At 74.8% G+C, this 24,602-nt stretch carries 21 protein-coding genes; 16 read left to right on the top strand and 5 right to left on the bottom strand.

From position 1 onward, the window contains the following. Positions 1 to 137: 137 nt before the first annotated feature. Positions 138 to 704 (top strand): Uma2 family endonuclease, encoded by a 567-nt coding sequence (locus ACFWPT_RS30130; protein ID WP_063350478.1) that lies wholly within the window; start codon positions 138 to 140, stop codon positions 702 to 704. A gap of 12 nt (positions 705 to 716) precedes the next feature. Here the strand turns inward: ACFWPT_RS30130 and ACFWPT_RS30135 are convergent, their stop codons facing one another. Beyond that, a complete protein-coding gene (locus tag ACFWPT_RS30135) occupies positions 717 to 1,046 on the bottom strand; it encodes a DUF4326 domain-containing protein (protein WP_380485584.1) in 330 nt (109 codons plus the stop codon). 93 nt (positions 1,047 to 1,139) lie between these two features. Here ACFWPT_RS30135 and ACFWPT_RS30140 point away from each other — a divergent pair, with 93 nt between their 5' ends. From ACFWPT_RS30140 to ACFWPT_RS30185, 10 genes are all read left to right on the top strand, one after another. Continuing rightward, positions 1,140 to 3,725 (top strand): SpoIIE family protein phosphatase, encoded by a 2,586-nt coding sequence (locus ACFWPT_RS30140; RefSeq protein ID WP_380485586.1) that lies wholly within the window; start codon positions 1,140 to 1,142, stop codon positions 3,723 to 3,725. Positions 3,726 to 3,809: 84 nt separating this feature from the next. Then, on the top strand, positions 3,810 to 5,459 hold the full coding sequence (locus tag ACFWPT_RS30145) for a sensor histidine kinase (RefSeq protein ID WP_380375356.1): 1,650 nt from the start codon (positions 3,810 to 3,812) through the stop codon (positions 5,457 to 5,459). Positions 5,460 to 5,590: 131 nt separating this feature from the next. Continuing rightward, complete coding sequence (locus ACFWPT_RS30150) at positions 5,591 to 6,259, top strand: response regulator (RefSeq protein ID WP_380375327.1); 669 nt, start codon at positions 5,591 to 5,593, stop codon at positions 6,257 to 6,259. 552 nt (positions 6,260 to 6,811) lie between these two features. After that, a complete protein-coding gene (locus tag ACFWPT_RS30155) occupies positions 6,812 to 7,582 on the top strand; it encodes a transglycosylase family protein (RefSeq protein ID WP_380485589.1) in 771 nt (256 codons plus the stop codon). A 286-nt stretch (positions 7,583 to 7,868) separates the two neighbouring features. Next, positions 7,869 to 8,624, top strand: a complete 756-nt coding sequence (locus ACFWPT_RS30160; RefSeq protein ID WP_380485591.1) for an SDR family NAD(P)-dependent oxidoreductase — start codon at positions 7,869 to 7,871, stop codon at positions 8,622 to 8,624. A gap of 196 nt (positions 8,625 to 8,820) precedes the next feature. Then, entirely contained in the window at positions 8,821 to 9,423 is a 603-nt protein-coding gene (locus ACFWPT_RS30165; RefSeq protein ID WP_380375331.1) for a TIGR03086 family metal-binding protein, read from the top strand. 170 nt (positions 9,424 to 9,593) lie between these two features. Beyond that, the gene (locus ACFWPT_RS30170; protein WP_380485593.1) at positions 9,594 to 10,976 is read left to right on the top strand and encodes a DUF2079 domain-containing protein; all 1,383 of its coding nucleotides are present in this window, start codon (positions 9,594 to 9,596) and stop codon (positions 10,974 to 10,976) included. 96 nt (positions 10,977 to 11,072) lie between these two features. Continuing rightward, positions 11,073 to 11,480, top strand: a complete 408-nt coding sequence (locus ACFWPT_RS30175; protein ID WP_063350485.1) for a GntR family transcriptional regulator — start codon at positions 11,073 to 11,075, stop codon at positions 11,478 to 11,480. A gap of 31 nt (positions 11,481 to 11,511) precedes the next feature. Further along, positions 11,512 to 12,432 (top strand): ABC transporter ATP-binding protein, encoded by a 921-nt coding sequence (locus ACFWPT_RS30180; RefSeq protein ID WP_380485596.1) that lies wholly within the window; start codon positions 11,512 to 11,514, stop codon positions 12,430 to 12,432. Further along, the gene (locus tag ACFWPT_RS30185; RefSeq protein WP_380485598.1) at positions 12,429 to 13,475 is read left to right on the top strand and encodes a hypothetical protein; all 1,047 of its coding nucleotides are present in this window, start codon (positions 12,429 to 12,431) and stop codon (positions 13,473 to 13,475) included. The genes ACFWPT_RS30180 and ACFWPT_RS30185 overlap by 4 nt, the downstream gene beginning before the upstream one ends. A 28-nt stretch (positions 13,476 to 13,503) precedes the next feature. On the opposite strand, the gene ACFWPT_RS30190 is transcribed toward ACFWPT_RS30185, so the two are convergent. Together ACFWPT_RS30190 and ACFWPT_RS30195 are read right to left on the bottom strand one after the other, a co-directional pair. Next, positions 13,504 to 14,652 carry an alpha/beta hydrolase gene (locus ACFWPT_RS30190; RefSeq protein WP_380485600.1) on the bottom strand — a complete coding sequence of 383 codons (1,149 nt, stop codon included), beginning with the start codon at positions 14,650 to 14,652 and terminating at the stop codon, positions 13,504 to 13,506. Positions 14,653 to 14,743: 91 nt separating this feature from the next. Continuing rightward, positions 14,744 to 16,030 carry a helix-turn-helix domain-containing protein gene (locus tag ACFWPT_RS30195; protein WP_380485602.1) on the bottom strand — a complete coding sequence of 429 codons (1,287 nt, stop codon included), beginning with the start codon at positions 16,028 to 16,030 and terminating at the stop codon, positions 14,744 to 14,746. Positions 16,031 to 16,294: 264 nt separating this feature from the next. On the opposite strand from ACFWPT_RS30195, the gene ACFWPT_RS30200 reads away from it, so the two are divergent. After that, positions 16,295 to 16,687 (top strand): hypothetical protein, encoded by a 393-nt coding sequence (locus ACFWPT_RS30200; RefSeq protein WP_380375341.1) that lies wholly within the window; start codon positions 16,295 to 16,297, stop codon positions 16,685 to 16,687. Positions 16,688 to 16,740: 53 nt separating this feature from the next. On the opposite strand, the gene ACFWPT_RS30205 is transcribed toward ACFWPT_RS30200, so the two are convergent. Both ACFWPT_RS30205 and ACFWPT_RS30210 read right to left on the bottom strand, forming a co-directional pair. Next, complete coding sequence (locus ACFWPT_RS30205) at positions 16,741 to 17,205, bottom strand: (2Fe-2S)-binding protein (RefSeq protein ID WP_063350491.1); 465 nt, start codon at positions 17,203 to 17,205, stop codon at positions 16,741 to 16,743. A 29-nt stretch (positions 17,206 to 17,234) separates the two neighbouring features. Continuing rightward, positions 17,235 to 19,598 carry a molybdopterin cofactor-binding domain-containing protein gene (locus ACFWPT_RS30210; protein WP_380485604.1) on the bottom strand — a complete coding sequence of 788 codons (2,364 nt, stop codon included), beginning with the start codon at positions 19,596 to 19,598 and terminating at the stop codon, positions 17,235 to 17,237. Positions 19,599 to 19,926: 328 nt separating this feature from the next. On the opposite strand from ACFWPT_RS30210, the gene ACFWPT_RS30215 reads away from it, so the two are divergent. The 4 genes from ACFWPT_RS30215 (at position 19,927) to ACFWPT_RS30230 (ending at position 24,573) form a co-directional block, all read left to right on the top strand. Next, a complete protein-coding gene (locus ACFWPT_RS30215; protein WP_380485606.1) occupies positions 19,927 to 21,192 on the top strand; it encodes an MFS transporter in 1,266 nt (421 codons plus the stop codon). A 190-nt stretch (positions 21,193 to 21,382) separates the two neighbouring features. Continuing rightward, the gene (locus ACFWPT_RS30220) at positions 21,383 to 22,117 is read left to right on the top strand and encodes a Mut7-C RNAse domain-containing protein (RefSeq protein ID WP_063351639.1); all 735 of its coding nucleotides are present in this window, start codon (positions 21,383 to 21,385) and stop codon (positions 22,115 to 22,117) included. 150 nt (positions 22,118 to 22,267) lie between these two features. After that, positions 22,268 to 22,693, top strand: a complete 426-nt coding sequence (locus ACFWPT_RS30225; RefSeq protein WP_380375348.1) for a cupin domain-containing protein — start codon at positions 22,268 to 22,270, stop codon at positions 22,691 to 22,693. Beyond that, positions 22,690 to 24,573 (top strand): CocE/NonD family hydrolase, encoded by a 1,884-nt coding sequence (locus ACFWPT_RS30230; protein ID WP_380485608.1) that lies wholly within the window; start codon positions 22,690 to 22,692, stop codon positions 24,571 to 24,573. The genes ACFWPT_RS30225 and ACFWPT_RS30230 overlap by 4 nt, the downstream gene beginning before the upstream one ends. Positions 24,574 to 24,602 lie beyond the last annotated feature (29 nt).

Below are 24,602 nucleotides of genomic sequence, written 5' to 3' on the forward strand. Positions count from 1 at the left end.
TCCCCCGCGGCGCCCCACGCGCCACCACTCGCCCGGAGGATATCGAACAGCCCCCGAACCACCCGAAACCCCGACCCGGGGCGTACTAGGCTGAGGCACAGCACAGGCCCGCCCAGCAGCCCCGGGGGAGGTACGGCGTGACGGCCGAGATGATCGCACCCGAGTGGATGCACCGGCAGATCAGCAGCGAGCAGTACGACTCCTGGACCGTGGAGCAGTGCGCGGGCATCGAGATCGTCGACGGGATGGTGGTCGTGAGCCCGAGCGCCTCCAAACGGCACAACCGGCTCGCACGGTTCCTGGCGAACGCCCTGGACGCGGCCGGCGGCGCCGAGTGGAACGCCGACACGGACTTCGACGTCAGGCTCCAGGACGTGCCGCTGAACAACCGCCGCCCGGACGTGGTGGTCTACCGGGCGGACACGATCGACGAGTCGCCCACCAGACCCGCGGACGTGCTGCTGCTCGTCGAGGTCGTCTCACCGGGTTCGGAGACCACCGACCGGGTGGTCAAGCTGGACCAGTACGCCAAGGCGGGCATCCCGTTCTACTGGCGGGTCGAGCAGGTCGCCGACGGCGTCCCGATCGTCCATACCTACGTGCTGGACGCGGCGAGCCGTTCGTACCGGGCGGGCGAGTTGTTCACCGGCCGGGTCAAGGCCGTGGTGCCGTACGCGGTGGAGGCCGACCTCTCCGGGCTGTGAGGCGCCCGCCCGTCAGTGCTGCGGGGGGTGGTCGGCGAGGTCGGCGAGGACGTCGGCGTGGCAGGGGAGCGGGGCGCACCAGCAGCCGAGACGGTGGCCGCGCAGGGGCGGGACGAGGGCGAGCAGGTCGGGGCGGGCGAGGAGGTAGGCGCGGTAGTCGGCGACCATCTGCTCGCGGGTGAGGCCGGGGCCGGGGCGGTAGGGGCAGTGCAGCGGGGACTCGGACAGGTGCCAGCCGCCGCGGTTCACGGCGCGGCCGACGTAGACGACGTCGGCGCAGGAGGGGTCGTCGCGGTGGCCCTTGAGGTTGACCACGGTGGTGCGGCCGGAGGTGGTCGGCATGCCGTCCATGCTGGCGCAACCGGGGCCGACGGGCATCCGGGGCCCCGGGGGGCTCGCCTTGACACGCCCCGGGGCCCGGCGTAGCAAAAGAGCATGCGCCATCCGCACGCGGGCGGCCGTGACCGGGCGGCGCCGCCCGGCCCGCACCGGCCGCAGGAGCTTGACGCCGCCCCGGCGGCGGCCGAGCGGGACGACCTGCTGGCGGGCGCCGTCCGCCGGGCGCTCGGCGGCACCGGGGCGTACGGGGCGATGGTGTACCTGCGCTCGCGGGACGGCCGCTCGCTGGTGCTCTGCACGATCGCGGGCGTACCGCTGTCGATCATGAGCCCGTTCCGGCGGATCGCCGCCGCCGGCCCGCTGCCCGTCGCCGTCAGCTTCCGCACCGGGCGGACCATCACCCTCGCCGACACCGAGGACACCATGCGGCGCTTCCCGCAGCTCGCCGTCGGCATGCCGTACGACTACGCCTCCGCCTGCGTGCCGGTGGCGGGCGGCAAGGAGCGGTTCGGGGTGCTCAGCGTGTTCTGGCCGGCCTCCGACGACGGCGTCCCGGAGGACGCCCAGCCGCGGCTGGCGGAGGTGGCCGGGCGGCTGGCCGCCGGGCTGGCGGGCCTGGCGGCGGCCGGGCACCCCGTGGAGCCGGGCGGCGACGCGGCCGTGGTCGAGCTGCCGCCGCCGTCCGCGCCGACCTGCCGGGTCGGGATGTTCGACTGGAACGTCGCCACCGGGGCGCTGGCCGCCGACGAGCAGTTCCTCGCGATCTTCGGCCTCGCACCCGACGAGTTCGACGGCACGGCGGCCGCCCTCGGCAGCCGGATCGCCCCCGGCGACCTGCCCGAGTTCCGGGCCGCCGCCCGGACCGCCCTGGCCCTGGGCGAGGTGCTGGCGGCCAGGGTCCGGGTGCTCGGGCCGGACGGCCACCCGTACCCGGTGGAGCTCTGGGCGCGGGTGCCCTCGGCGATCTCGGCGGACGGCCGCACCCATCTGGTCGGTGCCGTGCTGGACGCCCGCACCCTCACCGCGGCCGCGGCCGCCGTCGAGCGACTGCGCGAGGGCGTCTTCTCACTCGACCCGGACGGCCGGGTCGGCTACGCCAACCGCGCCACCGAGCCACTGCTCCAGGCGCGCCGCGAGGACCTGGTCGGCCACCACCTGTGGGACGTGCTGCCCTGGCTCGCCGACCCCTTCTTCGAGAACCGCTACCGGGCCGCCCTGCTCTCCCAGCAGCCCACCGCCTTCCTGGCCGCCCGCCCGCCGGACGGCTGGCTCGCCTTCTCGCTCTACCCCGACACGCACGGCGTCACCGGCCGGGTGGTGGCCGCCGAAGCCCCGCCGGGCGCCGCCGAACCGCGGGCCGCGCCCCCGCCGCCCGCGGCCCGCGGCGCCACCCGGACCGACGCCCCCGCCGGCATCGGCGGCACCTACCACCTGCTCCAGCTCGCCAGCGCGCTCACCGAGGCCGTCAGCGTGCGCGAGGTCTGCCGGGCCGTGGCCGAGGAGATCCTGCCGGCCTTCGGCGGCCAGGAGCTCGCCATCTACGGGGTGCGCGACAAGCACCTGCACCTGATCTCGCAGACCGGCTACCCGGACGGCTTCCTGGACGGCTTCGAGGGCACCCCCGTCGCCGCCCGCATCCCCGGCGCGGAGACGCTCAGCACCGGCACCCCGATCTTCTTCGAATCGGTCCGCGAACTCGCCGCCGCCTACCCCGGCATCGCGCTCGACGAGATGGGCGCCTGGGCCTTCCTGCCGCTGATCGCCTCCGGCCACCCCGTCGGCAGCTGCATCCTCGGCTTCGACCGGCCGCGCCCGTTCACCGCCGAGGACCGCGGCCTGCTCACCGCCCTCGGCGGCTTCATCGCCCAGGCCCTGGAACGGGCCCGGCTGTACGACGCCGAGTTCACCCTGGCCCGCGGCCTCCAGCAGGCGCTGCTGCCGCACCGCCTCCCGGACGTGCCCGGCATCCGGATCGCCGCCCGCTACCTGCCCGGCACCCAGGGCATGGAGATCGGCGGCGACTGGTACGACGCGATCGTCACCGGCGGGGACGTCACCCTGGTGATCGGCGACGTCGAGGGCCACAGCGTCGGCGCGGCCGCCACCATGGGCCAGCTGCGCAGCGCCGTCCGCGCCTTCACCACCGGTGGCGACCCGCCCGACCAGGTGCTCGCCCGCACCAACCGGCTCCTCCTCGACCTCGACCCCGGACTGCTCGCCAGCTGCTGTCTCGTCCGCCTCACCCCCGCCGACGGCCGCGCCCGGATCGCCCGGGCAGGGCACCTGCCGCCGGTGCTGCGCTTCCCGGACGGGTGGGCCGAGGCGCTGTACGTGCCGGGCGGGCCGCTGCTGGGCGTGGAGGACCTGGCCGAGTACCCGGTCAGCGAGCTGCGCCTGGCGCCCGGCACGGTGGTCGCGCTGTACACGGACGGGCTGGTGGAGGATCCGGCGGTGGCGATCGACCAGGGGGTGGACCTGCTGCGGGCCGCGCTCGGGCGCGGCGAGGAGCAGGGGCCGGACGGCCTGGAGCTGCTGGCGGAACGGATCCTGCGCGAGGTCGGCTCCTCGCACCGGGTGGACGACGTGGCGCTGCTGCTCACGGCCTTCGACGAGGACGTGCCCACGGGCGCGTCCACGGAGGTGCCCACGGAGGTGCCCACGGAGGTGCCCCGAACGCCGTGAGCGGCGACTTTCGTCGGGGGCGGGGGCGACGAACGGTGGCGGCGGACGGGTGGCGCGGCCCGATAGCCTCGACGGGTGGATGCGATGGCGCGGGCCTGGAAGAAGGCGGTACGGACGGCGTTTCCCGGGCCCTGGCCGCCCCGGCGGGTGGTGGGCCAGGGCGCGCTGGCCCTGCTGATGGGCGGGGTCGCGGTCCTGCTGGAGGTGGCCTCCGGTGTCGGCCACCCGGTCCTGGTGGGGCTGGGGGTCGCGCTGCTGTGGGTGCTGCGGCCGGCCTTCCCGGCGACCGTGCTGGTGCTCACCTCGGCCGCGGCCGGCTGGGCCGTCGGCCCGATGCCGCTGCTGGTCTGCGCGGGCTGGTCGGCCGGGGCGAGGCTGCGCCGGGTCACCGCGCTGGTCGGCACCTTCGTGCTGAGCTGGGTGCTGTTCATGGTGACCGGGGTGCTGAAGGACGCCGGCTCGGCCTCGCCCAAGCTGATCGTCGGGCTCTCGCTCGGCGGCTTCCTGCTGGTCGCCGTGCTGCCCGCGCTGTGGGGCCGCTACCGGGCGCAGCGCCGTGCCCTGCTGGACGCGCTGCGCGAGCGCAACGACCAGCTGGTGCGCGAGCGGGTCATGGTGGTGCACCAGGCCCGGCTGCGCGAGCGGCACCGGATCGCCCAGGACATGCACGACAGCCTGGGCCACCAGCTCGCGCTGATCTCCGTGCACTCCGGCGCGCTGGAGGTGGACCGTACGCTCAACGACCGGCAGCGCGAGGCGGTCGGGGTGCTGCGGCAGGCGGCGGTCGCGGCGATGCGCGAGCTGCGCGAGGTGGTCGGCGTCCTGCACGACGAGTCGACGGTGGTGCGGCCGGCGACGGCCGCGGCACCGGCCCGGGGCGGGGTGGACGGGATCGAGGGGCTGGTCGACTCCTCTCGGGCGGCCGGGGCGCTGGTCTCCTTCTCCCGGGAGGGCGAGCCGCGCCCGCTGGCCGCCGCGGTGGACCACGCGGCGTACCGGATGGTGCAGGAGGCGCTCACCAACGCGCACAAGCACGCCCCCGGCGCGCCGATCACCGTCGCGCTCCGGTACGAGCCGGACGCGCTGGTGGTGGAGGTGGTCAATCCGTGCACGCCGGAGCCCGTGGGCGTGCGCGCCGGCGCGGGCCCGGCGGTCAGCGGCGGCCAGGGGCTGACCGGCCTGCGCGAGCGGGCCCGGCTGGTCGGCGGCATGGTGCACGCCGGGCCGACGCCGGATCAGGGGTTCCGGCTGGCCGGCGTGCTGCCGTACGAGGGGGCGGAGGGCGCGGGCGACGGGGCCGCGGCGATCGCCGGGGTCGACGACTGGGTGCTGGACGGCCTGCCGCCGGTCGTCGGGGCGGAGGACGGGCGACGCAGTCCGGCGATCGGCTGCGCGGTCGGGGTGGGGGCGGTCGGCCTGACCGTGCTGGGGCTGCTGATCTGGGGCGTGGTGGCCTTCGTCCAGGGCACCGGCGACGCGACGGTGCCGAAGTCGGTGTACGACGGGCTGGAGGTCGGCACGCCGGAGGCCGACGTGCTGCACCGGCTGCCGCCGGGCAACACCTTCTTCACCGACGACTACCAGGGCAGCGGGCCCAAGCCCCCGGAGGGCGCGCACTGCCGCTGGTACCTGTCCGGTGACCTCAGCGACGCCTGGGGCCAGGACAACGTGATGCGGTTCTGCTTCAAGGACGGGCTGCTGGTGGAGAAGGAGCACTACCTCACGAAGTCCTGACCGCCGTGACCGCTCTGACCGCTCTGACTGCTCTGACCGTCCTGACCGTCCTGACCGGGTGGGACGCGGCGTTCGGCCGGATGTGAGGATGGTGTTCCTGCCGCAGCACCGTTCGAGGGGAATGACCAGCCGTGATCCGAGTCCTCGTCGCCGACGACGAGCCGCTCATCCGCGCCGGGATCAGGATGATCCTGGGCTCTGCCGCCGACATCGAGGTGGTCGCCGAGGCCGCCGACGGGCGGGAGGCGCTGGAGCTGGCCCGGGCGCACCGGGTGGACGTGGTGCTGCTGGACATCCAGATGCCGGTGATGGACGGGCTGACGGCGCTCGGGGAGCTGCCGAGGGTCGCGCCCGGCGCGCGGGCGCTGATCCTCACCACCTTCGGGGAGCGCGAGAACGTCCTGCGCGCCGTGACCGAGGGCGGCGCCGGATTCCTGCTCAAGGACACGGCGCCGCACGAGCTGATCCAGGCGGTGCGTGCGGCGGCCGGCGGCTACGCCTTCCTGTCCCCGGCCGCCACCCGGCACATCGTCGACTCGCTGGCCTCCGGGCGCAGCGGTTCGGTGGCCGCCCGCGGCGCGGAGGCCCGGCGCCGGCTGGAGGTGCTGACGCCGCGCGAGCTGGAGGTGCTGGCGCTGCTCGGCGAGGGGCTGTCCAACGCGGACGCGGGGGCGCGGATCCACATGAGCGAGGCGACGGTGAAGACGTACGTCAGCCGGATCCTGGCCAAGTTGGGCTGTGAGAACCGGGTGCAGGCGGCGCTGTTGGCGCGGGACGCGGAGCTCGGCGCCCGGGACTGAGCGCGTCCGACCGGTCGCGGAGCGTATCGGGTGTGGCGGATGCCACCTGATGGCCCGGCGGAACGGGGAACTCCGGCTTCACTGGTGACGGTGCGTCAATTCGTGGTCGCGGTGGGTGGATGGTGTGCTCGGGCTCACAGGTGGACAGAGGTGAAGGGGGGCGTGAAAGTTGATCAGTTGATCTTGAAAATGCGGTCAAACCCGGTCGAACTGGGCAAGGCACCTTGATCAATACCGCCGGTAACAGTCAACTGACCTGCGGAGACCAAGAATTGCTTGCTGCACCCCGAGGTGGCCCGTAGCTTCATTGGCGGTGCAACGAGCACCACCCGGGTTCACCCCGACGCACGGCCCGCCGACCTGACCCCCGGCGCGAGGGCCGTGCCCGCCGACGCGACCAGCTCGAACAGGTCGTCGGCGAGTGGAGGTGGCCGGGGCGGCACGGCGCGTCCCAGACGTGTCCGGCCGCCCGTCGAGCGAGGTGAGCGTGACTATCGGCCCGTCATGGGTCTGGTTCCGCCTGCCCGCCCGGGGCTTGCCGAGAGGACTTATATGACTCCCCGTCACGAGACCGCCGCTGCCACCGACACCACCGCCACCAAGCGCAACCGCGTGCGGATGGCGGTCGTCGCGGGCGCCGCTGTCGCGGCCCTGCCGGTGGCCGGCCTCGTCACGGCCACCTCGGCCTCCGCCGCGCCCACCTCCAGCTGGGACTCCGTCGCCCAGTGCGAGAGCGGCGGCAACTGGAGCATCAGCAACGGAAACGGCTTCTCCGGCGGACTGCAGTTCACCCCCAGCACCTGGAGGGCGTACGGCGGCACCGCCTACGCCCCCCAGGCCCACCAGGCGAGCAAGGCGCAGCAGATCACGGTCGCCGAGAAGGTCCTCGCCTCGCAGGGGCCCGGCGCGTGGCCGGTCTGCTCGGCCAAGGCGGGCCTGAGCAAGGGCGGCGCCCCGGCCGCCGTCGACACCACCGACACCGCACCCTCGAAGCCGGCCGCCAAGCCGGCGCCCAAGGCCCAGGCACCCAAGGCTCAGACGCCCAAGACCCAGGCGCCGCAGGCCCAGCAGGCGCCGAAGAGCAAGCCGGCGCCGAAGCAGCAGGAGGCGTCGAAGCCGCAGCAGTCGGCCAAGCCGGCGCAGTCGGCGCCGTCCTCGGAGAAGAACACCTCCGGTGGCGGCTACACCGTCAGGAGCGGTGACACGCTGAGCGGGATCGCGGCCAAGTTCGGCACCGACACCGGCAACCTGTACGACAAGAACGCCCGCACCATCGGCGGCGACCCGGATCTCATCTTCCCGGGCCAGACCCTGACCGTCTGACACCTCCTCGCACCCGCGCCGAGCGGCCGCCCCACCCCGGGCCCGGCCGCTCGGTCCGGCGCGTTTCCGGGGCCGGGCGCGTTTCCGGGATCGGGTGCGAGGGAGGGGGCGTGCGAGCGGGCGTGCACGCAGGCGCTTCGGGAGATAGTTGAAGGTTGAACGCGACGTCTGAATACCGCCGGAGCTTCCCGGCGCCGAGGCCCAGGATCGAGTCATGTCCGAGATCGGAACCGGGGGTTCTGATCGGAACGAGTCGGATCACATCCGAATGAGGAGTTCTGGAGATATGACGATGAACGGTGCGGCGAAGCTCGACGGCAAGGTGGCCCTGGTGACCGGCGGCAGCCGGGGGATCGGGGCGGCGGTCGCGCTGCGGCTGGCCGAGGACGGTGCCGACGTCGCCCTGACCTACCAGGGCGGGGCCGAGCGGGCCGAGGAGGTCGCGGCGAAGATCACCGCGATGGGGCGCCGCGGCTGGGCGGTCCGCGCGGACAGCGCCGACCCGCAGGCGGTGCAGGCCGTGGTCGCGGCGGTCGCGGAGCGGTTCGGGCGGCTGGACGTCCTGGTGAACAACGCGGGCGTCGGTGTCCTCGGCCCGATCGGTGACCTGGCGCTCGACGACGTGGACCGGGTCCTGGAGGTGAACGTCCGGGCGCCGTTCCTGTTCGCCCAGGCCGCCTCCGCGCACCTGGCCGACGGCGGGCGGATCGTCACCATCGGCAGCTGCATCGCCAAGCGGGTCGCCTTCCCCGGCGCCACCATCTACTCGCTCAGCAAGGCGGCGATGATCGGCCTGACCAAGGCGCTGGCCAGGGAGCTCGGCCCGCGCGGGATCACCGCCAACGTGGTCCACCCCGGCCCGATCGACACCGACATGAACCCGGCGGACGGTGAGGCCGCCGAGTTCCAGAGCAGCCTGACCGTACTCGGCCGCTTCGGCGCGGGCGCGGACATCGCCGCCGCCGTCGCCTACCTGGCGGGCGAGGACGGCCGGTACGTCACGGGCGCGGAACTCGCGGTGGACGGCGGGTTCGCGGCCTGACGGTTGGGGCCTGACGGTTCGGAGCCTGACGGCTCGCGGCACGTCGTCGTACGGAGACCGGCCCGGTGGTGCGACCACCGGGCCGGTGTCGTGGCGGGCGGTCGTCGACGGACGCGTTTACGATCGCCCGGTCCGAGCGGTGCTCCCGACCGCACCCGGCCACGCCGGCGACGCGCTCCCGACCGAGAGGTGTGCCATGACCGCAGCGGAAGACCCGATCGACCTGCTCGCCCGGGCCCTCGCGCAGACCGCCGGGCTGATCGACGGCGTCGGCGTCGAGCTGGCCGGGCACCCGACGGCCTGCCGCTCCTGGGACGTCGGCGACCTGGTCAGCCATCTGCTGTTCGACCTGCGGCAGTTCACCGTCCGGGCCGGGGGCGGGCAGCCGGACTGGTCGCAGCCCTTCGAGCGGGTGGAGGAGGACTGGCTGCACGCCTTCGAGGCCGGCGCCGAGGAGCTGGTCGACGCCTGGCGGGCGGCGGGCGACCTCACCGGCACGTTGGAGGTCCCCGGCGTCGGCGCCCTGCCGGCCCGTTTCCCGGTGGACCAGCAGATCGCCGAATTCGCCGTCCACGACTGGGACTTGGCTCATGCCACCGACCAGTCCACCGAGGGGCTGGACCATGAGGTGGCCCTCGCCGCCCTGGCCTGGGCCCGCGGCGCCCTCACGCCCGGGTACCGCGGCGCCGAGGAGGAGCAGCACGCCTTCGGCCCCGAGGTCGCCGTGCCGGAGGACGCCCCGCCGTACGACCGGCTCGCCGGCTTCTTCGGCCGCGACCCGGAGGCCGCGCGGCCCTGAGTTCCCCTGAGCCGGCGGGCTCCGCAGGCTCCACGGGCTCCACATCACCCGCCTAGCGGACCGTATCCGGGCAGGTCAGAGGCCCGGTCGGCGCGGCCGGACCGGGGTTGACGTCGGTGTGCCCTTCCACCACCCTTCCACTAATCGAATAGTGAAAGGGTACTTTGCCGATGCGCCTGTTCCGCCCGCCGCGTCGACCCGTCGTCCTGGCCTGGGGCCTGGCCGCGGGGTTCGCCGCGCTCTACACCTGCGTCGCCGTCAACCGCTACCGGCGCGGCCTGAGCAAGGCCTACGACCTGGGCATCTTCGAGCAGGCCATCCGCGCGTACGCGCACGGGCAGGCGCCGATCGTGCCGCTCAAGGGGCCCGGTTACCACCTGCTCGGGGACCACTTCCACCCGCTGATCGCCGTGCTCGCTCCGGTCTACCGGCTGTTCCCGGGGGCCGTCACCCTGCTGGTCGCCCAGGCGCTGCTGATGGCGCTGGCGGTCGTGCCGCTCACCCGGTGGGCGTACGAGGCGGGCGGGCCGCGGGTCGCCCTGGTGATCGGATGCGTGACCGGGGCGTCCTGGGGGATCGTCCGGGCCGTCAGCGACGACTTCCACGAAATCGCCTTCGCCGTACCGCTGTTGGCCTTCGCGGCCACCGCGCTCGGCCGGCGCCGCCACCTGGCCGCGGCGCTGTGGTCGCTGCCGCTGCTGCTGGTCAAGGAGGACCTCGGCCTGACCGTGGCCGCCTTCGGCCTGCTGATCGCCTGGCAGGCCCGCCGGGGCCGGCGCGGCCCGCTGCCGGGGCTCGTGCTCGCGGGCGTCGGGGTCGCGGCCACCGTGCTCACCGTGACGGTGGTGCTGCCCTCGTTCAACCCGCACGGCGGGTTCGACTACTGGCAGCAGCTGGACGGCGGCGGGCAGCCCTCGCCCTGGTCGCTGGCGGCCCGGATCGGCTGGCCCCCGATCAAGTGGCTGCTGCTCCTCCTGCTCGCCGCGACCGCGGGCTTCCTCGGGCTGCGCTCGCCGCTGGTCCTGCTCTGCGTGCCCACCCTGGGCTGGCGGCTGCTCTCGGCCAACCCGCACTACTGGGGCGTCAGTTACCACTACAGCGCGGTGCTGATGCCGCTGGTGCTCGCCGCCCTGGTGGACGCCCTCACCCGCACCGACCCGCGCCGGGCGCGGCGCGCGCTCGCCGTCAGCGCCCTGGTGGCGGCCGTGACGGTGCCGGTCTATCCGCTGCACGAGGTGGTGATGCCCGAGGCGTGGCGCACCTCGCCCCGGCTCGCGTACACCCGGGCGCTGCTCGGCTCGATACCCGACGGCGCGACCGTCGCCGCCTCCAACCGCCTCGCCGCGCAGCTGACCGGCCGGGCCACCGTCACCCTGGTCTGCCAGGCGCCGACCGGGCCGGGGCCCGAGTGGGTGGTCGTGGACCGGACGGACCCGAGCGTGCAGGCCCCGTGCGCGACCGCCGACACCGCCCGGATGCTGGTCGAGTACGAGCGGCGCGGCTACCGGCGGGTCGCCGACCAGGACTCCCTCCTGTTGCTGCAGCGGCCCTGATCGTCCGCATCGCCCGGCACCCCCCGGCCTGGCTTGACCCGGGCGCCACAGTGGGTCACTATTCCACTATTGGACTAGTGAAAGGTCGAATCGCGTGTGATCGAGTACCGCATCGAGCGGCGCAGCGGCGTCTCCACCTACCAGCAGATCGTTCAGCAGACCAAGCAGGCCTTGCGGCTCGGGCTGCTCCAGCCCGGGGACAAGCTGCCGACCGCGCGGGAGGTCGTCGAGCTGACCGCGATCAACCCCAACACCGTGCTGAAGGCCTACCGCGAACTGGAACGCGAGGGCCTGGTCGAGCCCCGGCCGGGGCTCGGCACCTTCGTCCGGCGCTCGCTCGCCCGGCCGGAGGCCGCCGCCGACGGGCCGCTGCGCGCGGACCTGGTCGGCTGGGTGGACCGGGCCCGCGAGGTCGGACTGGAGCGTGAGGACATCGCCGCGCTGATGGCCTCCGTCCTGGAGCAGCGATTCGACACCGGGGTCTCCCCGGAAACACCGAGTTAGAGGACAGTGGGGGGACCGGGTGAACGACCCGATGAACACACCGCCGGCATCGGCGGCGCTCGCGGCCGAGGGCCTGGGCAAGCGCTACCGGGGCGATTGGGCGCTGCGCGACTGCACGTTCGCCGTCCCGGCCGGGCGGATCTGCGGGGTGGCCGGCCCCAACGGTGCGGGCAAGAGCACCCTGCTGGGCATCGCCGCCCGGCTGCTCACCCCCACCGAGGGTGAGCTGCGGGTGTTCGGTGAGCCCGCCACCACCGAGGACCTGCGCGCCCGGGTCGCGTACGTGGCCCAGGACAAGCCGCTCTACCCCGGCTTCACGGTGGCCGAGACCCTGCGGCTCGGCCGGGAGCTGAACCCGTCCTGGGACCAGGACCTCGCCCAACAGGTGATCGACCAGGGCGAGTTGAGGATGAGGGCGAAGATCGGCTCGCTCTCCGGCGGCCAGCGCACCCGGGTCGCCCTGGCGCTCGCCCTCGGCAAGCGCCCCGACCTGCTGCTGCTCGACGAGCCGATGTCCGACCTCGACCCGCTCGCCCGGCACCAGCTGATGGGCACCCTGATGGCCGAGGCCGCCGAGCGCGGCACCACCATCGTGGTCTCCTCGCACATCATCCCCGAGCTGGACGGCGTCATCGACTACCTGCTGCTGGTGCAGTCCGGGCGGATCCGGCTCTGCGGCGACGTGGAGGACCTGCTGGACGGACACCAACTGCTCACCGGCCCGGCCGGCAGCGCGCTCCCCGAGGACGCCCTGGTCGAACAGCGCTCCACCGGCCGCCGGATCGACGCGCTGGTCCGCACCGGCGATCCGGTGGACGGCCCGTGGGAGAGCGGCCGGCCGAGCCTGGAGGAGCTGCTGCTCGGCTACCTCCGGACCCCGGCCGGCACCGCCCGGGCCGCCACCGGACCGGGCCCGCAGGCCCAGACGACCGAGAACGGGATCGCCGCATGAGCACCAACGTCCTGGCCGACCGCGCCACCACCGAGGCGCCACCGCGCGAGCCGCGGACCGCGCCCCGCCCGGGCGGCCTGCTCTGGCTGAGCTGGCGCCAGAGCCGCACCGCGCTGTGGGCGATCGCCGCCCTGGTCGTCACCGCGTCGGCCACCCTGCTCTGGCTGCACTTCTCCGTCCAGCCGCTGATGGCGGATCTGCGCCGGGCCGGGTGCTCCGACGGGGCCAGCTGGTCCGACGCCGGCTGCCAGGGCATGGTCTCGCCCATCACCCGCCGCGCCTACCTGTACACCACGTGGCTCCAGCCGGCCCTGGTCGCCGTCCCCCTGCTGATCGGCATGTTCCTCGGCGCCCCGATGCTCGCCCAGGAGTACGAGCGCGGAACCGTTCGCCTCGCCTGGACCCAGTCCGTCAGCCCGCTGCGCTGGCTCACCGCGCGGATCGCCCTGCCCGGGCTGGCGGTGCTGGCCGCCGGTGGGGTGCTCGCCGTCCTGGCGACGTGGGTGTGGAACGCGGACATCGCGCACAGCCCGTTCGCCTTCGATCCGCCGTTCCAGGGCCTCACCTACCCCGTCCTCGGGGTGGTGCCGGTCGCCTGGTCGCTGTTCGCGCTGGCGCTGGGCCTGCTGGTCGGGCAGCTGCTGCGCCGCACGGTGGCCTCGGTCCTGGCCACCGGCGTCCTGGTGGCGGTCGTCCACGGCCTGCTCCGGTGGGGCCGCGCCTCCTTCTACCCGTCGGTCAAGGAGATGGTCCCGCGCGGCGTCTACTTCGGGCAGCCCACCAACGCGTGGCTGGTCGACCGCGGGGTCGTGCTCCAGGACGGCCGGTGGGCCTCGGACCAGTTCTGCTGGGACGGCGACCGGACGAGGGGCTGCGAAGGCGCCACGAGCAACTGGATCGAGTACCACCCCGTCGGGCACTTCGTGCCGATCCAGCTCGTCGAGACCGGGATCCTGGTGGCGCTCACCGTCGTGGCGCTGGCGGTGCTCTTCCTCCGGGTGCGGCGGGACGGCAACTCGCTGCGGGCGACCCGGCGGGCCTGACGCCCGAGGACGCGGCCCCGGGCGGGCGTCAGTCGCGGCTCCAGCGGAGTTCGACCTCCGGGAAGCGCGGTGACGGGCCGTCGAGGAGGGGCGCGGGGCGGCCGCGGAGGAAGTGGTCGGCGAACGCCCGGGTGTAGGCGCGGGTGAGCGCGGTCGCCCGGGCCGGGGCGATGGTGCCGAGCAGCGCGGCGTAGGTGTCGGCGGGGAGGTGGCCCGGCAGGTTGCCGGGGAGGGCGGCGTGCGGCAGGTCGGTGAAGCTGAGGTGGCCGGCGCCGAGGGTGTGCAACTGGCGTCCCCAGGCGTGCTGGTGGCTGCGCCAGCGCTGCCAGGTCTCGTGGTCGGCGAGCGAGGTGAGCAGGAGGAAGGGCCGGTCCAGGCCGAGGTCCGGAACGGGTGAGCCGAACAGGCCGCCGTCCAGGTTGAGGCCGATCCGGAACCGCTCGTCCTGGCGCATCGCCTCGGCGGCCGCCGAGCCGCCCATCGAGTGGCCGAGCGCGCCGATCCGGCCGCCGTCGACGTGGAAACGGTCCTGGCGCTCGGTCAGTTCGGTCGTGACGAAGCGGAGGTCGGCGACCCGGGCGGCGATCTCGCGGCGCTCGGCGGCCTCCCAGTCGGCCGGCTCGTCCTCCAGCGCGGTGCGCACCAGCCGGCCGTCCGGGAACTCGACGGCGAGGGCGTCGTAGGTGTGGTCGACCGACGCGACGAGGTAGCCGTGGGCGGCCAACTCCTCGGCCAGCGCCGTGCAGTTGCTGCGCAAGCCGGTGCGGCCGTGGCCGAGCAGCAGCAGGGGGAGCGGGCCGGGGAGCGCGGGCGCGTCGGCGCGGGCGGTGGGGCGGACGGCCGCGATGGTGCCCGGATCCAGCGGCAGGCGCTGATCGACGGCGGCGGCGACCCGGGGCGTGGTGTACGGCGCGCGGGGGCGGCCGGCGGCGGCGCGGGCCGGGTACCAGAGCTGCACCATCAGCTCGCGCGGGCCGGCGGCGGGCACGAACGGGTCCGGGCGGTCGTGGTCGACCAGGTGCAGGGTGGTCGTGCCGACCGGGCGGCCGGTGGTGGGGGCGGGCAGGTCGATGGTGCGCGGCCGGGCGGCCTGAGCTGCCTGGGCGGGCCCGGCGGGCAGCAGGGCTGCGGCGCCGCCCAGGCCTGCGAGTGCCAGCAGTGAACGGCGCCTGATCATCCAGTATCCCTCGGTGGCGGGGTGGTTGAGGTGCGGTCAGCCTAAATGGTCTGGACCGGTCGGGCCAGGGGTGGTGGAGCGGCGTGGGCGCTCAGCGCAGGACGGCGAGGACGGCGCCCCACTGCGAGGTGGTCTGTCCGGTGGCGGCGCAGTGGTCCGGATCCGTCGCGATCCGGTGGGCGGTGGTGAGGCGGTAGGAGGAGAGCCGCAGAGCGGGCAGGCTGGTCCAGCTGGTGCCGAATTCGGGGGCGCTGCCGCTGTTGCTGCCGACCGTGCTCACCAGGAGGTCGCCCGGCGCGCAGGCGGCGGCGTTGGCCGCGGTGGAGAAGGTCGTCCCGCCGGCGTCACCGGAGGCGCGGCCGACGGCCCGGACGGCGGAGACACCGCGGAACTCGTCGACGGCGACGTGGTACTTGCTCGCCCGCGGGTGGGCGACGCGGATCGAGTCCTCCGCGGTCAGCGCGGCCGCCCCGAAGGCCGCGAGGAGCAGCACCCGGTGCCGGAGCGAGTCGGTGACGTCCCCGACGATCCGGAAGCGGTCGCCCCGGCTGTCGGTGACCGTGACCGCCCCGGGACAGGTGCTGGTCAGCATCATCGTGACCACCAGGGCGTCACCCGGGGTGACGGGGGAGAGCACCGGAAGGACGACCTCGGTACTGGAGACGGCCTGCTGGTCGAAGGCGACCCGGGAGGCCCAGGACGGTGCGCTGTCGTCGGTGGCCGTGCGCGCCGCCGCCGGCCGCGGGCCCGGCGCGGGGCGGGCGGCCGCCTCGGCGGGTGCGGACTCGGTGTCCCCGGACGGGCAGCCGTGCGCGGACGGGGGTGGGGCGTCCGGCGTGCGGAAGCCGACCACGGCGAGCGTGCTGCCGACGCCGAGCGCCACGCCGAGGAGCAGGCAGAACGCGTGGGTCCAGATCCGGTGGCGGCCGCGGCCAGGTCCGGCCGGGGGCTCGGCGGCGGAGGCGGCCGTGCTGTCGGCCCTGGTGACGGTCGTGGTGTCGGCCGTGCTGTCGGCCGTGGTGTTCGCGGCGACCGGCGGTCCCGAGGGCTCGACCGGTGAGGCCGGCGGGGCAGGTTGGGCCGGTAGGGCTGGTGGGGTCGACCCCTCGTCGGCGGCGGCGGTCCACCGGCGGTGCCACTCGGCCTCGTCGCCGCCGCAGGCCCGGACGTAGGCCCTGGTCGTGGTCCAGGACGGGAGGCGCGAGCCGGAAGCCGCCTCGTAGAGCGTGGTGTGGGAGATGGAGCCGGCGGTCTTCGCCATCGTGCGGAACGAGGGCTGGCCCGCCTCCAGGCGCAACCGGCGCAGCTCGGCGGCGAGGGCCTCCGCCGCGCTCGGCGCCGGCTCTCTCTCCGCGGGTTGCGACTCCTGCTCCGCCATGGCGTCCCCCTGTTGTCAGATGTCAGATCCAGCGGCGACCGGTGTTGCTTGTCGCGTACGGATCATAGTGACGCGTGACCGCGGCGTTACGTGATCGACGGACTCCGGTTGGGTGGACGGGGTGTTCGGCGCGGTCGTCGGCCGGTGTCAGCTGTTGTCAGTTTCCGTCAGGCGGTACCGAACACCGTGGGATGTCGGGTCAGCTGTCCCAGTCGCCGCGGCCATCGGGGCGGCGCAACGGTCCGACCGAAAAGGGGAATTGAGATGACCAAGGGCATCCTCAAGAAGATCGGCCGCCGTGGTGCGACCGCGGCGGCCGTGGTGGCGGTGGCCGCCGGCGCGGTGGGCGTCTCGGCGGGCAGCGCGTTCGCCGACGGCTGGTACCAGCTCCGCTACCACGCGAGCGGCCACGGCGTGGGCGTCTACTCGCAGCAGTACTCCTGGGCGTCCAAGACCGTCGGCGACCTGGGGTCGTACTCGTGGTCGTCGGACGAGATCTACATCCAGTGCTGGACCAGGGGCGAGGACATCAACAACCAGGGCAACGTCTGGTACCAGGTGGCCGGCACGAACGGCAACTTCATCCCGACGTCCTACGTCTACGGCGCGTACGCCGACGGCAACTGGTACTTCCACAACGGCCTGCGGGAGTGCTGACGACCCGCTGACCCCGTCCACCCCGCCCGTGCCCCGGGCGGGGTGGCGTGCCGTCAGCCGGAGGACTGCCGGGCCGCCGCCTGCTTGATGGCCTCGCGGATGCGCGGGTAGCTGCCGCAGCGGCAGATGTTCTGGATCTGGTCGATGTCCGCGTCGGTCGGGTTCGGGGTGCGGCGCAGCAGGGCGACGGCGGTCATGATCTGGCCCGGCTGGCAGAAGCCGCACTGGGCGACGTCGCAGCCGAGCCAGGCCTCCTGGACGGGGTGCAGGGTGTCGCCGTCGGCCAGGCCTTCGATGGTGGTGACGCGGTGGCCCTCGCAGTCCTTGACGGAGCGGGTGCAGGGCTGGAACTCCTCGCCGTCCAGGTGGCTGGTGCAGGCGCGGCAGACGCCCACCCCGCAGCCGTACTTGGGGCCGGTGACGCCGAGCTTGTCGCGCAGCACCCAGAGCAGCGGCATGTCGTCCGGGGCCTCGACGGTGACGGGGTGCCCGTTGAGGACGAAGGTGTGGGTGGGCATGGGGTGGTGGAGTTCCTTGGCTGGGGGAGTCAGAAGTTGATCGGGAAGGAGCGCGGGCTGGTGCCGGTCGCGCGCGCGTAGGCGTTGGCGACCGCGGCGGAGGCCGCCGGGACGCCCAACTCGCCGGCGCCGCCGGGGGCTCCGCTCGGCGGCATGAGGTGGATCTCGACGGCCGGCGGGGTGTGCCGCTGCCGGGCGTACCGGAAGTCGGCGTAACTGCCCTCGCGCACGGCCCCGTTGTCGATGTGGTTGCCGGCTTGCAGGATGACCGAGATGCCGTCGATCAGGGCGCCGGTCAGTTGGGCCTCCAGGCCCCGGGGGTTGATGACCCGGCCGACGTCGGCGGCGATCACGGCCTTGGTGACCCTGGGGTCGGCCGGGTCGGTGGCGTCCAGCTCGACGAGGTAGGCGGCGCACCCGCTGTTCTCGTCGTGGTAGCCGATGCCCTGGGCGTGGCCGGGGGGCATCGGGCGGCCCCAGTCGCCGGCCTTGGCGACGGTGTCGAGGATGGCCCGGCCGGCGGCGCTGCGCAGTCGGGCGCGGCGGAACGCGACGGCGTCCTGGCCCATCCGGCGGGCGAGTTCGTCCATCATGATCTCGTCGGCGACCCGGACGGTGCCGGAGTAGACCGACCGCCAGCTGCCGGTGTGCATGTCCAGCGGCACTTCGGCGAGCAGCTGGGTGGGGATGCCGACGTTGTACGGGTTCTTCTCGCTGAGCAGGAAGAAGACCTGGGCGAGGCTGAGCCCGGCGAGCGAGAGGTTGAAGCCGGCGGCGGTGAGCATCTCGCCGAGGCCGTGCCGGAAGTCGGTCTTGACGGTGGCGGCGCGGTGCTCGTAGCTGAGCACCTGGCCGAGCGCGTAGGTGGCCCGGATCCGGTGGTGGCTGGCCGGGCGCATCCGGCCGTGGCGCATGTCGTCGTTGCGCGTCCACATGAGTTTGACCGGTCGGCCCGCGGCCTTGGAGATCTGGGCGGCCTCCAGGGCGGCGTCGAAGAACAGGCGCCGGCCGAACGAGCCGCCGCCGCGCACCACGTGGACGGTCACGGCGTTCTGCGGGAGGCCGAGTTCGGCGGCGATGGCCTGCTGGGCGACGATCGGCGCCTGCGCGGCGAACCACAGCTCGGCCCGGTTCGGCCGCACGTCGGCGACGGCGGTCAGCACCTCCATCGGCGCGTGGTTGACGAAGGCGAAGTCGAATTCGCCGTCCACGTACTGGGTGAGCAGCGGGGGGATGAGGAACGGCGCGTGGGCGGCGCGCAGTTGGCCGCGGATGTCGGAGGTGGACAGGTTGGCGACCGGGCCCGGGTTCCAGGAGGTGCGCAGCGCGTCGCGGGCCTTGAGCGCCTGGTCGAAGGTCTCGGCGAGGACGGCGACGCCGCTGGGGATCCGGACCACGCCGAGCACGCCGGGCATGGCGCGGGCGGCGGAGGCGTCCAGGGTCCTGAGCGTGCCGTTGATGGTGGTCGGGCGGGCGACCACGGTGGGGACGGCGCCCGGGATCGCGAGGTCCCCGGCGTACTTGGCGCGGCCGGTGACGATGTCGCGGGCGTCGATCCGGCCGGTGGGCCGGCCGACCAGGCGCAACTGGTCGGCGCTCTTGGGGGAGCTGGACACGGCGGGGAGGGCGACGGCGGCGGCCTCGGCGGCGAGGTCGCCGTAGCCGGCGCGGCGGCCGTCGGGGGCGAGGACGGCGGAGTCGGCGGTGCGCAGGGTGTCTGCCGGAACGTTCCAGCGCCGCGCTGCGGCGGTCACCAGCCGGGCGCGGGCGGCGGCGGCCGCGGCGCGCACCGGGTCGTACAGCGAGCGCACCGAGTTGGAGGCGCCGGTCAGCTGGTTGAAGAGCAGTTCGGGGCGGCCGTCGGAGAGCGGCACGTCCACGTCGCCGATCCGGGCGTCGAGTTCCTCGGCGACGAGCATCGCGATGGCCGTGGTGAGGCCCTGGCCGACCTCCAGCCGGGGCAGGTGCAGTACGGCGCGCCCGGCGGCGGTGAGTTCCAGGACGAGCAGGTGCGAGGTCGGCAGGCCGGCGATGATCAGCGCGTCGCCGAGGTCGAGGATGTCCGGGATGCCGGGCAGGCCGATCAGCTGCGAGGGGGCGGCGGCGTCCTGGGCGGCCGCGGCGGCGCGGACGGCGGCCCGCGCGGTGGCGGGCGCGGCGGCGTCGAGGCCGAGCCGGGCGCCGACGGTGAGGGTCGGGGCGGCCAGCAGGTAGGTGAGGAACCGGCGGCGGCGGGTGCCGGCGTCGTCCCGTGCGGTGCCCGGGTGGCCGGTGTCGTCCGAGCGGGCGATGGAGGTGCTGATGGGAAGAGCCCTTCGAGCCGATGACGGCGGCGGATCGGGCGGGCACGGCGGCGCCGGGCCCGGTGCCGGATCGCGAATGCCGTTGAGCATAGGAGGGCGTTACTGACCGGTCAATACGGCAAAACTTGGCCCTTCGGCGGGGTCGGTGATGCCCGAAGGCCGTTGGGCGAGGCGGATTCGGAGCGGGTACGGAGGGGGCGGCGGCGGTACGGCCGGGGCCGGTTCCGGGCCCGCGGGAGGAGCGATTCGCCGCCGTCGTACGGGGGTTCAGGGCTCGCCCGCCGGTGCGGTGGGGCCCGGAAGTGGACCAAGGAGTTCCGTGATCACTGGACCTTACCGCCGGTCCGCCTCCTGCCTAGGCTGGGCCGCGAACCGTTGCGAACACCCGGCGCGCGCGCCGCCCCCAGCCAGGAGACCCGTGTCGACCAGCAGCGCCCCGGCGCCCGCCCTCATCCCGCCCGCAGGGCCCCAACGGACCCTCGCCGCAGCCCAGTTGGCCAGCGCCGTCGGCGACGGCGCCTACTACACCTGCTCCGCGCTCTACTTCACCCACATCGTCGGCATGTCGGCGACCGCCCTCGGCGCCGGCCTCGCCGTGGCCTGGGCGCTCGGCTCGCTGGCGGGCGTCCCGCTCGGCGCCCTCGCCGACCGCCGCGGCCCGCGCCGGACGGCCGTGGCGCTCGCCCTGGCCACGGCGGTGGTGGTCGCCGCCTTCCTGGTGATCCGCTCCTACGGGCCGTTCCTGGTCGCGGTCTGCCTCTACGCCACGACGCAGTCCGGGCTCACCGCCGCCCGGCAGGCGCTGGTCGCCACCCTGGTGCCGCCCGCCCAGCGCACCGGGCTGCTCGCCCACCTCCAGTCGACCCTCAACGGGGGGCTGGCCGTCGGCGCCGCCATCGGCGGCATCGCGCTCACCGTCGGCACCCGGGCCGCGTTCCTCTGCGCCTTCGTGGTGACGGCGCTCGGCTTCCTGGCCGGTGCGCTGATCCTGCTGCGGCTGCCCGAAGCCCCGCCCGCCCCGGCCCGGTCGGCCGCCGGGCCCCGGCTGGCCGTCCTGCGCGACCGCCGGTACGCGGCCGTCGCGCTGGTCAACACCGTGCTGCTGCTGCGGATGCCGCTGCTCAGCCTGGTCATCCCGCTCTGGATCGCCGACCGGGCGCCCGGGATCAGCTGGCTCGGCTCGGCCCTGTTCGTCCTCAACACCCTGGCCGTGCTGGGCTTCCAGGTCCGGGCGGCGCGCGGCGTCACCGGCCTGGGCCCGGCCGCGCGGGCCGTCCGCTCGGCCGGGGTGGTGCTGCTCGCCTCCTGCGCGGTGTTCGGCCTGTCGGCCCTGGACGTCCCGGTGTGGGCGGTCGCCGCGCTGCTGGTGGCGGCCTCCGTCCTCCAGGTGATCGGCGAGATGCGGCAGTCGGCGGGCTCCTGGCAGATCAGCTTCGACCTCGCCCCGCCCGAGCGGATCGGCCAGTACCAGGGCTTCTTCGGCACCGGCGTGGCCGTCGCCCGCACCCTCGGGCCGCTGCTGCTGACCACCCTGCTGCTGGACGGCGGGCTCGCGGGCTGGCTCGTCCTGGGCGGCCTCTTCCTGGCGGCCGGGTACGCGATGGGGCCGGTCGTCCGCTGGGCCGAGCGGGACCGCGACCGGGGCCGCCCGACGCCGGTCGCCTCCGCCGTCGCGGTCCCGTAGCGGCCGCCCGCGCCGGCCGGGTGCCCTTCTCACCGGCCTTCCCCGCCGCCCCGGCGCCCTCCTCGCCGCCCCCGCCCACCAGGCCCCGCCCCAGTCGCCCGCCGCCCCCACCGCGAGCCCGCCCGAGAATGCTCCGACGGCTGACCGGAAACCGGTGGCCCGGGCCGCCGCCCGCTGGCATGCTGGCCGCGTGGACCGACCCCAGATCTGGCTCGACTTCGCCCCCGAGCTGCACCTCTTCGTCTCCGGGCCCCGGCGGGCCGGCCGCTCGGCGCTGCGCACCGACGGCACCTCGACGCTCGGCCACGTCGTCGAGTCCCTGGGTGTCCCGCTCACCGAGGTCGGCACCCTGCTGGTGGACGGCCGGCCGGTGCCCGGGTCGTACGTGCCGCTCGACGAGGAACACGTCACCGTCCGGGCCGTGGACCGGCCGCAGCCCTCGCCCACCCCGCCGCGCTTCCTGCTGGACGTCCACCTCGGCACCCTCACCCGCCGGCTGCGCCTGCTCGGCGTCGACGCCGCCTACGAGAACCCGGACATCGGCGACGCCGCGCTCGCCGCCCGCTCCGCCGCCGAGCAGCGCGTCCTGCTCTCGCGCGACCGGGGGCTGCTGCGCCGCCGCGAACTGTGGGCCGGCGCCTACGTCTACAGCCACCGCCCCAACGAGCAGCTGCGCGACGTGCTCTCCCGCTTCGCGCCCCCGCTCGATCCGTGGAGCCGCTGCACCACCTGCAACGGCACGCTGCGCGAGGCCGACAAGACCTCGGTGCGCGAGCAGCTGCGGGACGGCACCGAGCGCTCCTACGACGTCTTCGCCCAGTGCGTCGACTGCGGCCAGGCCTACTGGCGCGGCGCCCACCACGCCCGACTGGACGCGATCGTCACCGACGCCCTCCGCGAGTTCGGCACGCCCGCCGGGGGCTGAGACCGGCCCGAGACCGGCGTGAGACCGGCGCGAGGCCGGCGCGGCGAACTACGGGACATCTCAGGGTGGCGGCCGGGTGTAGAGGCGTGTTCTCATCGGCGGTGGGGGACGAGACCAAGGTACTCCGTGACGCGAGAGAGGCCGGGTCGGATGAGCAGTCAGCCAGTGCAACAACCGTTCCAGACAGCGGACGTCGGTGACGTCGAGGTGGTGCGCGCACCGGACGGGGCCGCGGTGTTCCCGCTGCTGGTCCTGGACGGACAGGGGAGCCTCGCGGTGTTCGAGCTCGCCCCCGGGCAGGTGTCGCACGCGGTGTCGCACGCCACCGTGCAGGAGCTGTGGCAGGTCGTCGAGGGCGCCGGGGAGCTGTGGCGCCGCCAGGGCGGGCGGGAGGAGACCGTCCGGCTCGTGCCCGGGACGGCGGCCTCGATCCCGCTCGGCACGGCGTTCCAGTTCCGGGCCGACGAGGACGCCGACCGGCCGCTGCGGATCGCCGCCGTCACCATGCCGCCCTGGCCCGGCACCGACACCGAGGCCAGGCCCGAGGAAGGCCCCTGGAAGGCGACCTCCCGGTGAGCCGGGCAGGGGGGATCCCGCGCCGCCCGCTGGCGGCGCTCGTCGCGGCCGCGGCCGTGCTCGGACTCTCGGTGGCGCCCGCCGCGGCCGCCCCGGCCGCCGAGCCGCACCTCCAGTCGCGCTACGTCACGATGCCCGACGGCGTCCGCCTCGCCGTCGACGTCTGGCTGCCCGAGGGCACCACGGCCGGCGCGAACCTGCCCACCGTCCTGGTCACCCAGCGCTACTGGCGGGCCCGGGTCTACCCCGGCGCACCCGGCAACGGCGGCCGCAGCAGCGACGCCGACGGCTGGAACGCCCACGGCTACGCCTACGTGGTCGCCGACCTGCGCGGCACCGGCGCCTCCTTCGGCACCCTGAGCTCCGAACTCGGCGCCGACACCGTCGCCGACAGCGGCCCGCTCAGCGACTGGATCGCCGCCCAGCCCTGGTCCAACGGCCGGGTCGGCACCACCGGCGTCTCCTACGGCGGCGACACCGCGATGCTCGCCACCGCCCTCGGCAACCACCACATCACCGCCGCCGCCCCGATCTCCTACGACTTCGACCCGTACGAGGACCTGGTACGCCCCGGCGGCCTGCTCATCGAGCCCCGGATCGCCCCGTACGCGCTGCTGCTGCGCATCCTCGACCAGGCCGGCGGCACCACCTGCGACACCGACGAGCAGACCCGGCAGGTCTGCGCGGCCACCGGCCTGACCGGCGCCGTGCCCCGGCCGGTCGACGGCCCGGACGGACCGGCCCTGCTGGCCGCCGCGCGCGCCGAGCACGCGGGCAACGCCAACCTGGTCGACATGGCCGAGGCCGGCGTCTACCGCGACTACCAGGACGGCCCGAAGAGCTGGACGGTCGGCAGCGTCGGCGAGAAGGCCGACGCCGTCGAGGCCGGCGGCGTCCCCGTGCTCACCGACGCCGGCTGGCTCGACGCGGGCACCGCCAACGGCGTGCTCTCCCAGTTCACCGGCCTCTCCAACACCCAGGACGCCTGGATCGGCCCGTGGAGCCACGGCCAGGGCTACCTCGCCGACCCCTTCCAGCCCGCCCGCCACCTCACCGACCAGGAACGCGCCCAGATCGCCCAGCGGACGTTCGACTTCTTCGACCGCTACGTACGGGCCGACGGCCGCCCCGACGGCACCCGGCAACTGCACTACTACACCTTCAACGAGGGCGTCTGGCGCACCACCACCCGCTGGCCGCTGCCCGGCACCCGCCCGCAGCGGCTCTACCTCGGCGAGGACACCACGCTCAGCCGCCGGCGGCCCGAGCCGGACGACCGCCCCGGCGCCGACCTGCTGCGCCTCGACCCCACCGCCGGCACCGGCCCACTGGACCGCTGGAACACCAACCTCACCGGCAACCAGGTCAGTTACCCCGACCGGGCCGCCGTGGACGCCGAACTCCTCAGCTACACCACCCCGCCGCTGACCGGCGACACCCGGGTGACCGGCAACGGCCGCGTCACGCTCGACGTCACCGGCCTCGACGGCACCGCCCAGGGCGCCCTGCACGTCTACCTGGAGGACGTCGCCCCCGACGGCCGGGTCACCTATCTGACCGAGGGCCAACTCGCCCTCGCCGACCGGGCCGTGGCCGACCGGGACGACAACCCCGACTGGCGCCGGCTGCGCACGCCCCGCAGCTACGCGGCCACCGACGCGGAGCCCTTCCCGCAGGGCCGGGCCCGTCAGGTCACCATCGACCTGCAACCCGTCGCGGTGCTCTTCCGGGCCGGCGAGCGGATCCGGCTCACCGTCGCCGCCGCCAACCCGGACTCCTTCCAACTGCTCCCGGCCGACGGCCGGGCGAGCTACCGGATCGGGCACGGCGGAGCCGACCCGTCCTTCCTGGAGCTGCCGGTGGTGCGCAGCACCCCGTAGGCCCGGTCCGGCCGTCGCCGAACGCGCCC

It is taken from the genome of Kitasatospora sp. NPDC058478 (assembly GCF_042720345.1).
Lineage (GTDB): Bacteria > Actinomycetota > Actinomycetes > Streptomycetales > Streptomycetaceae > Kitasatospora.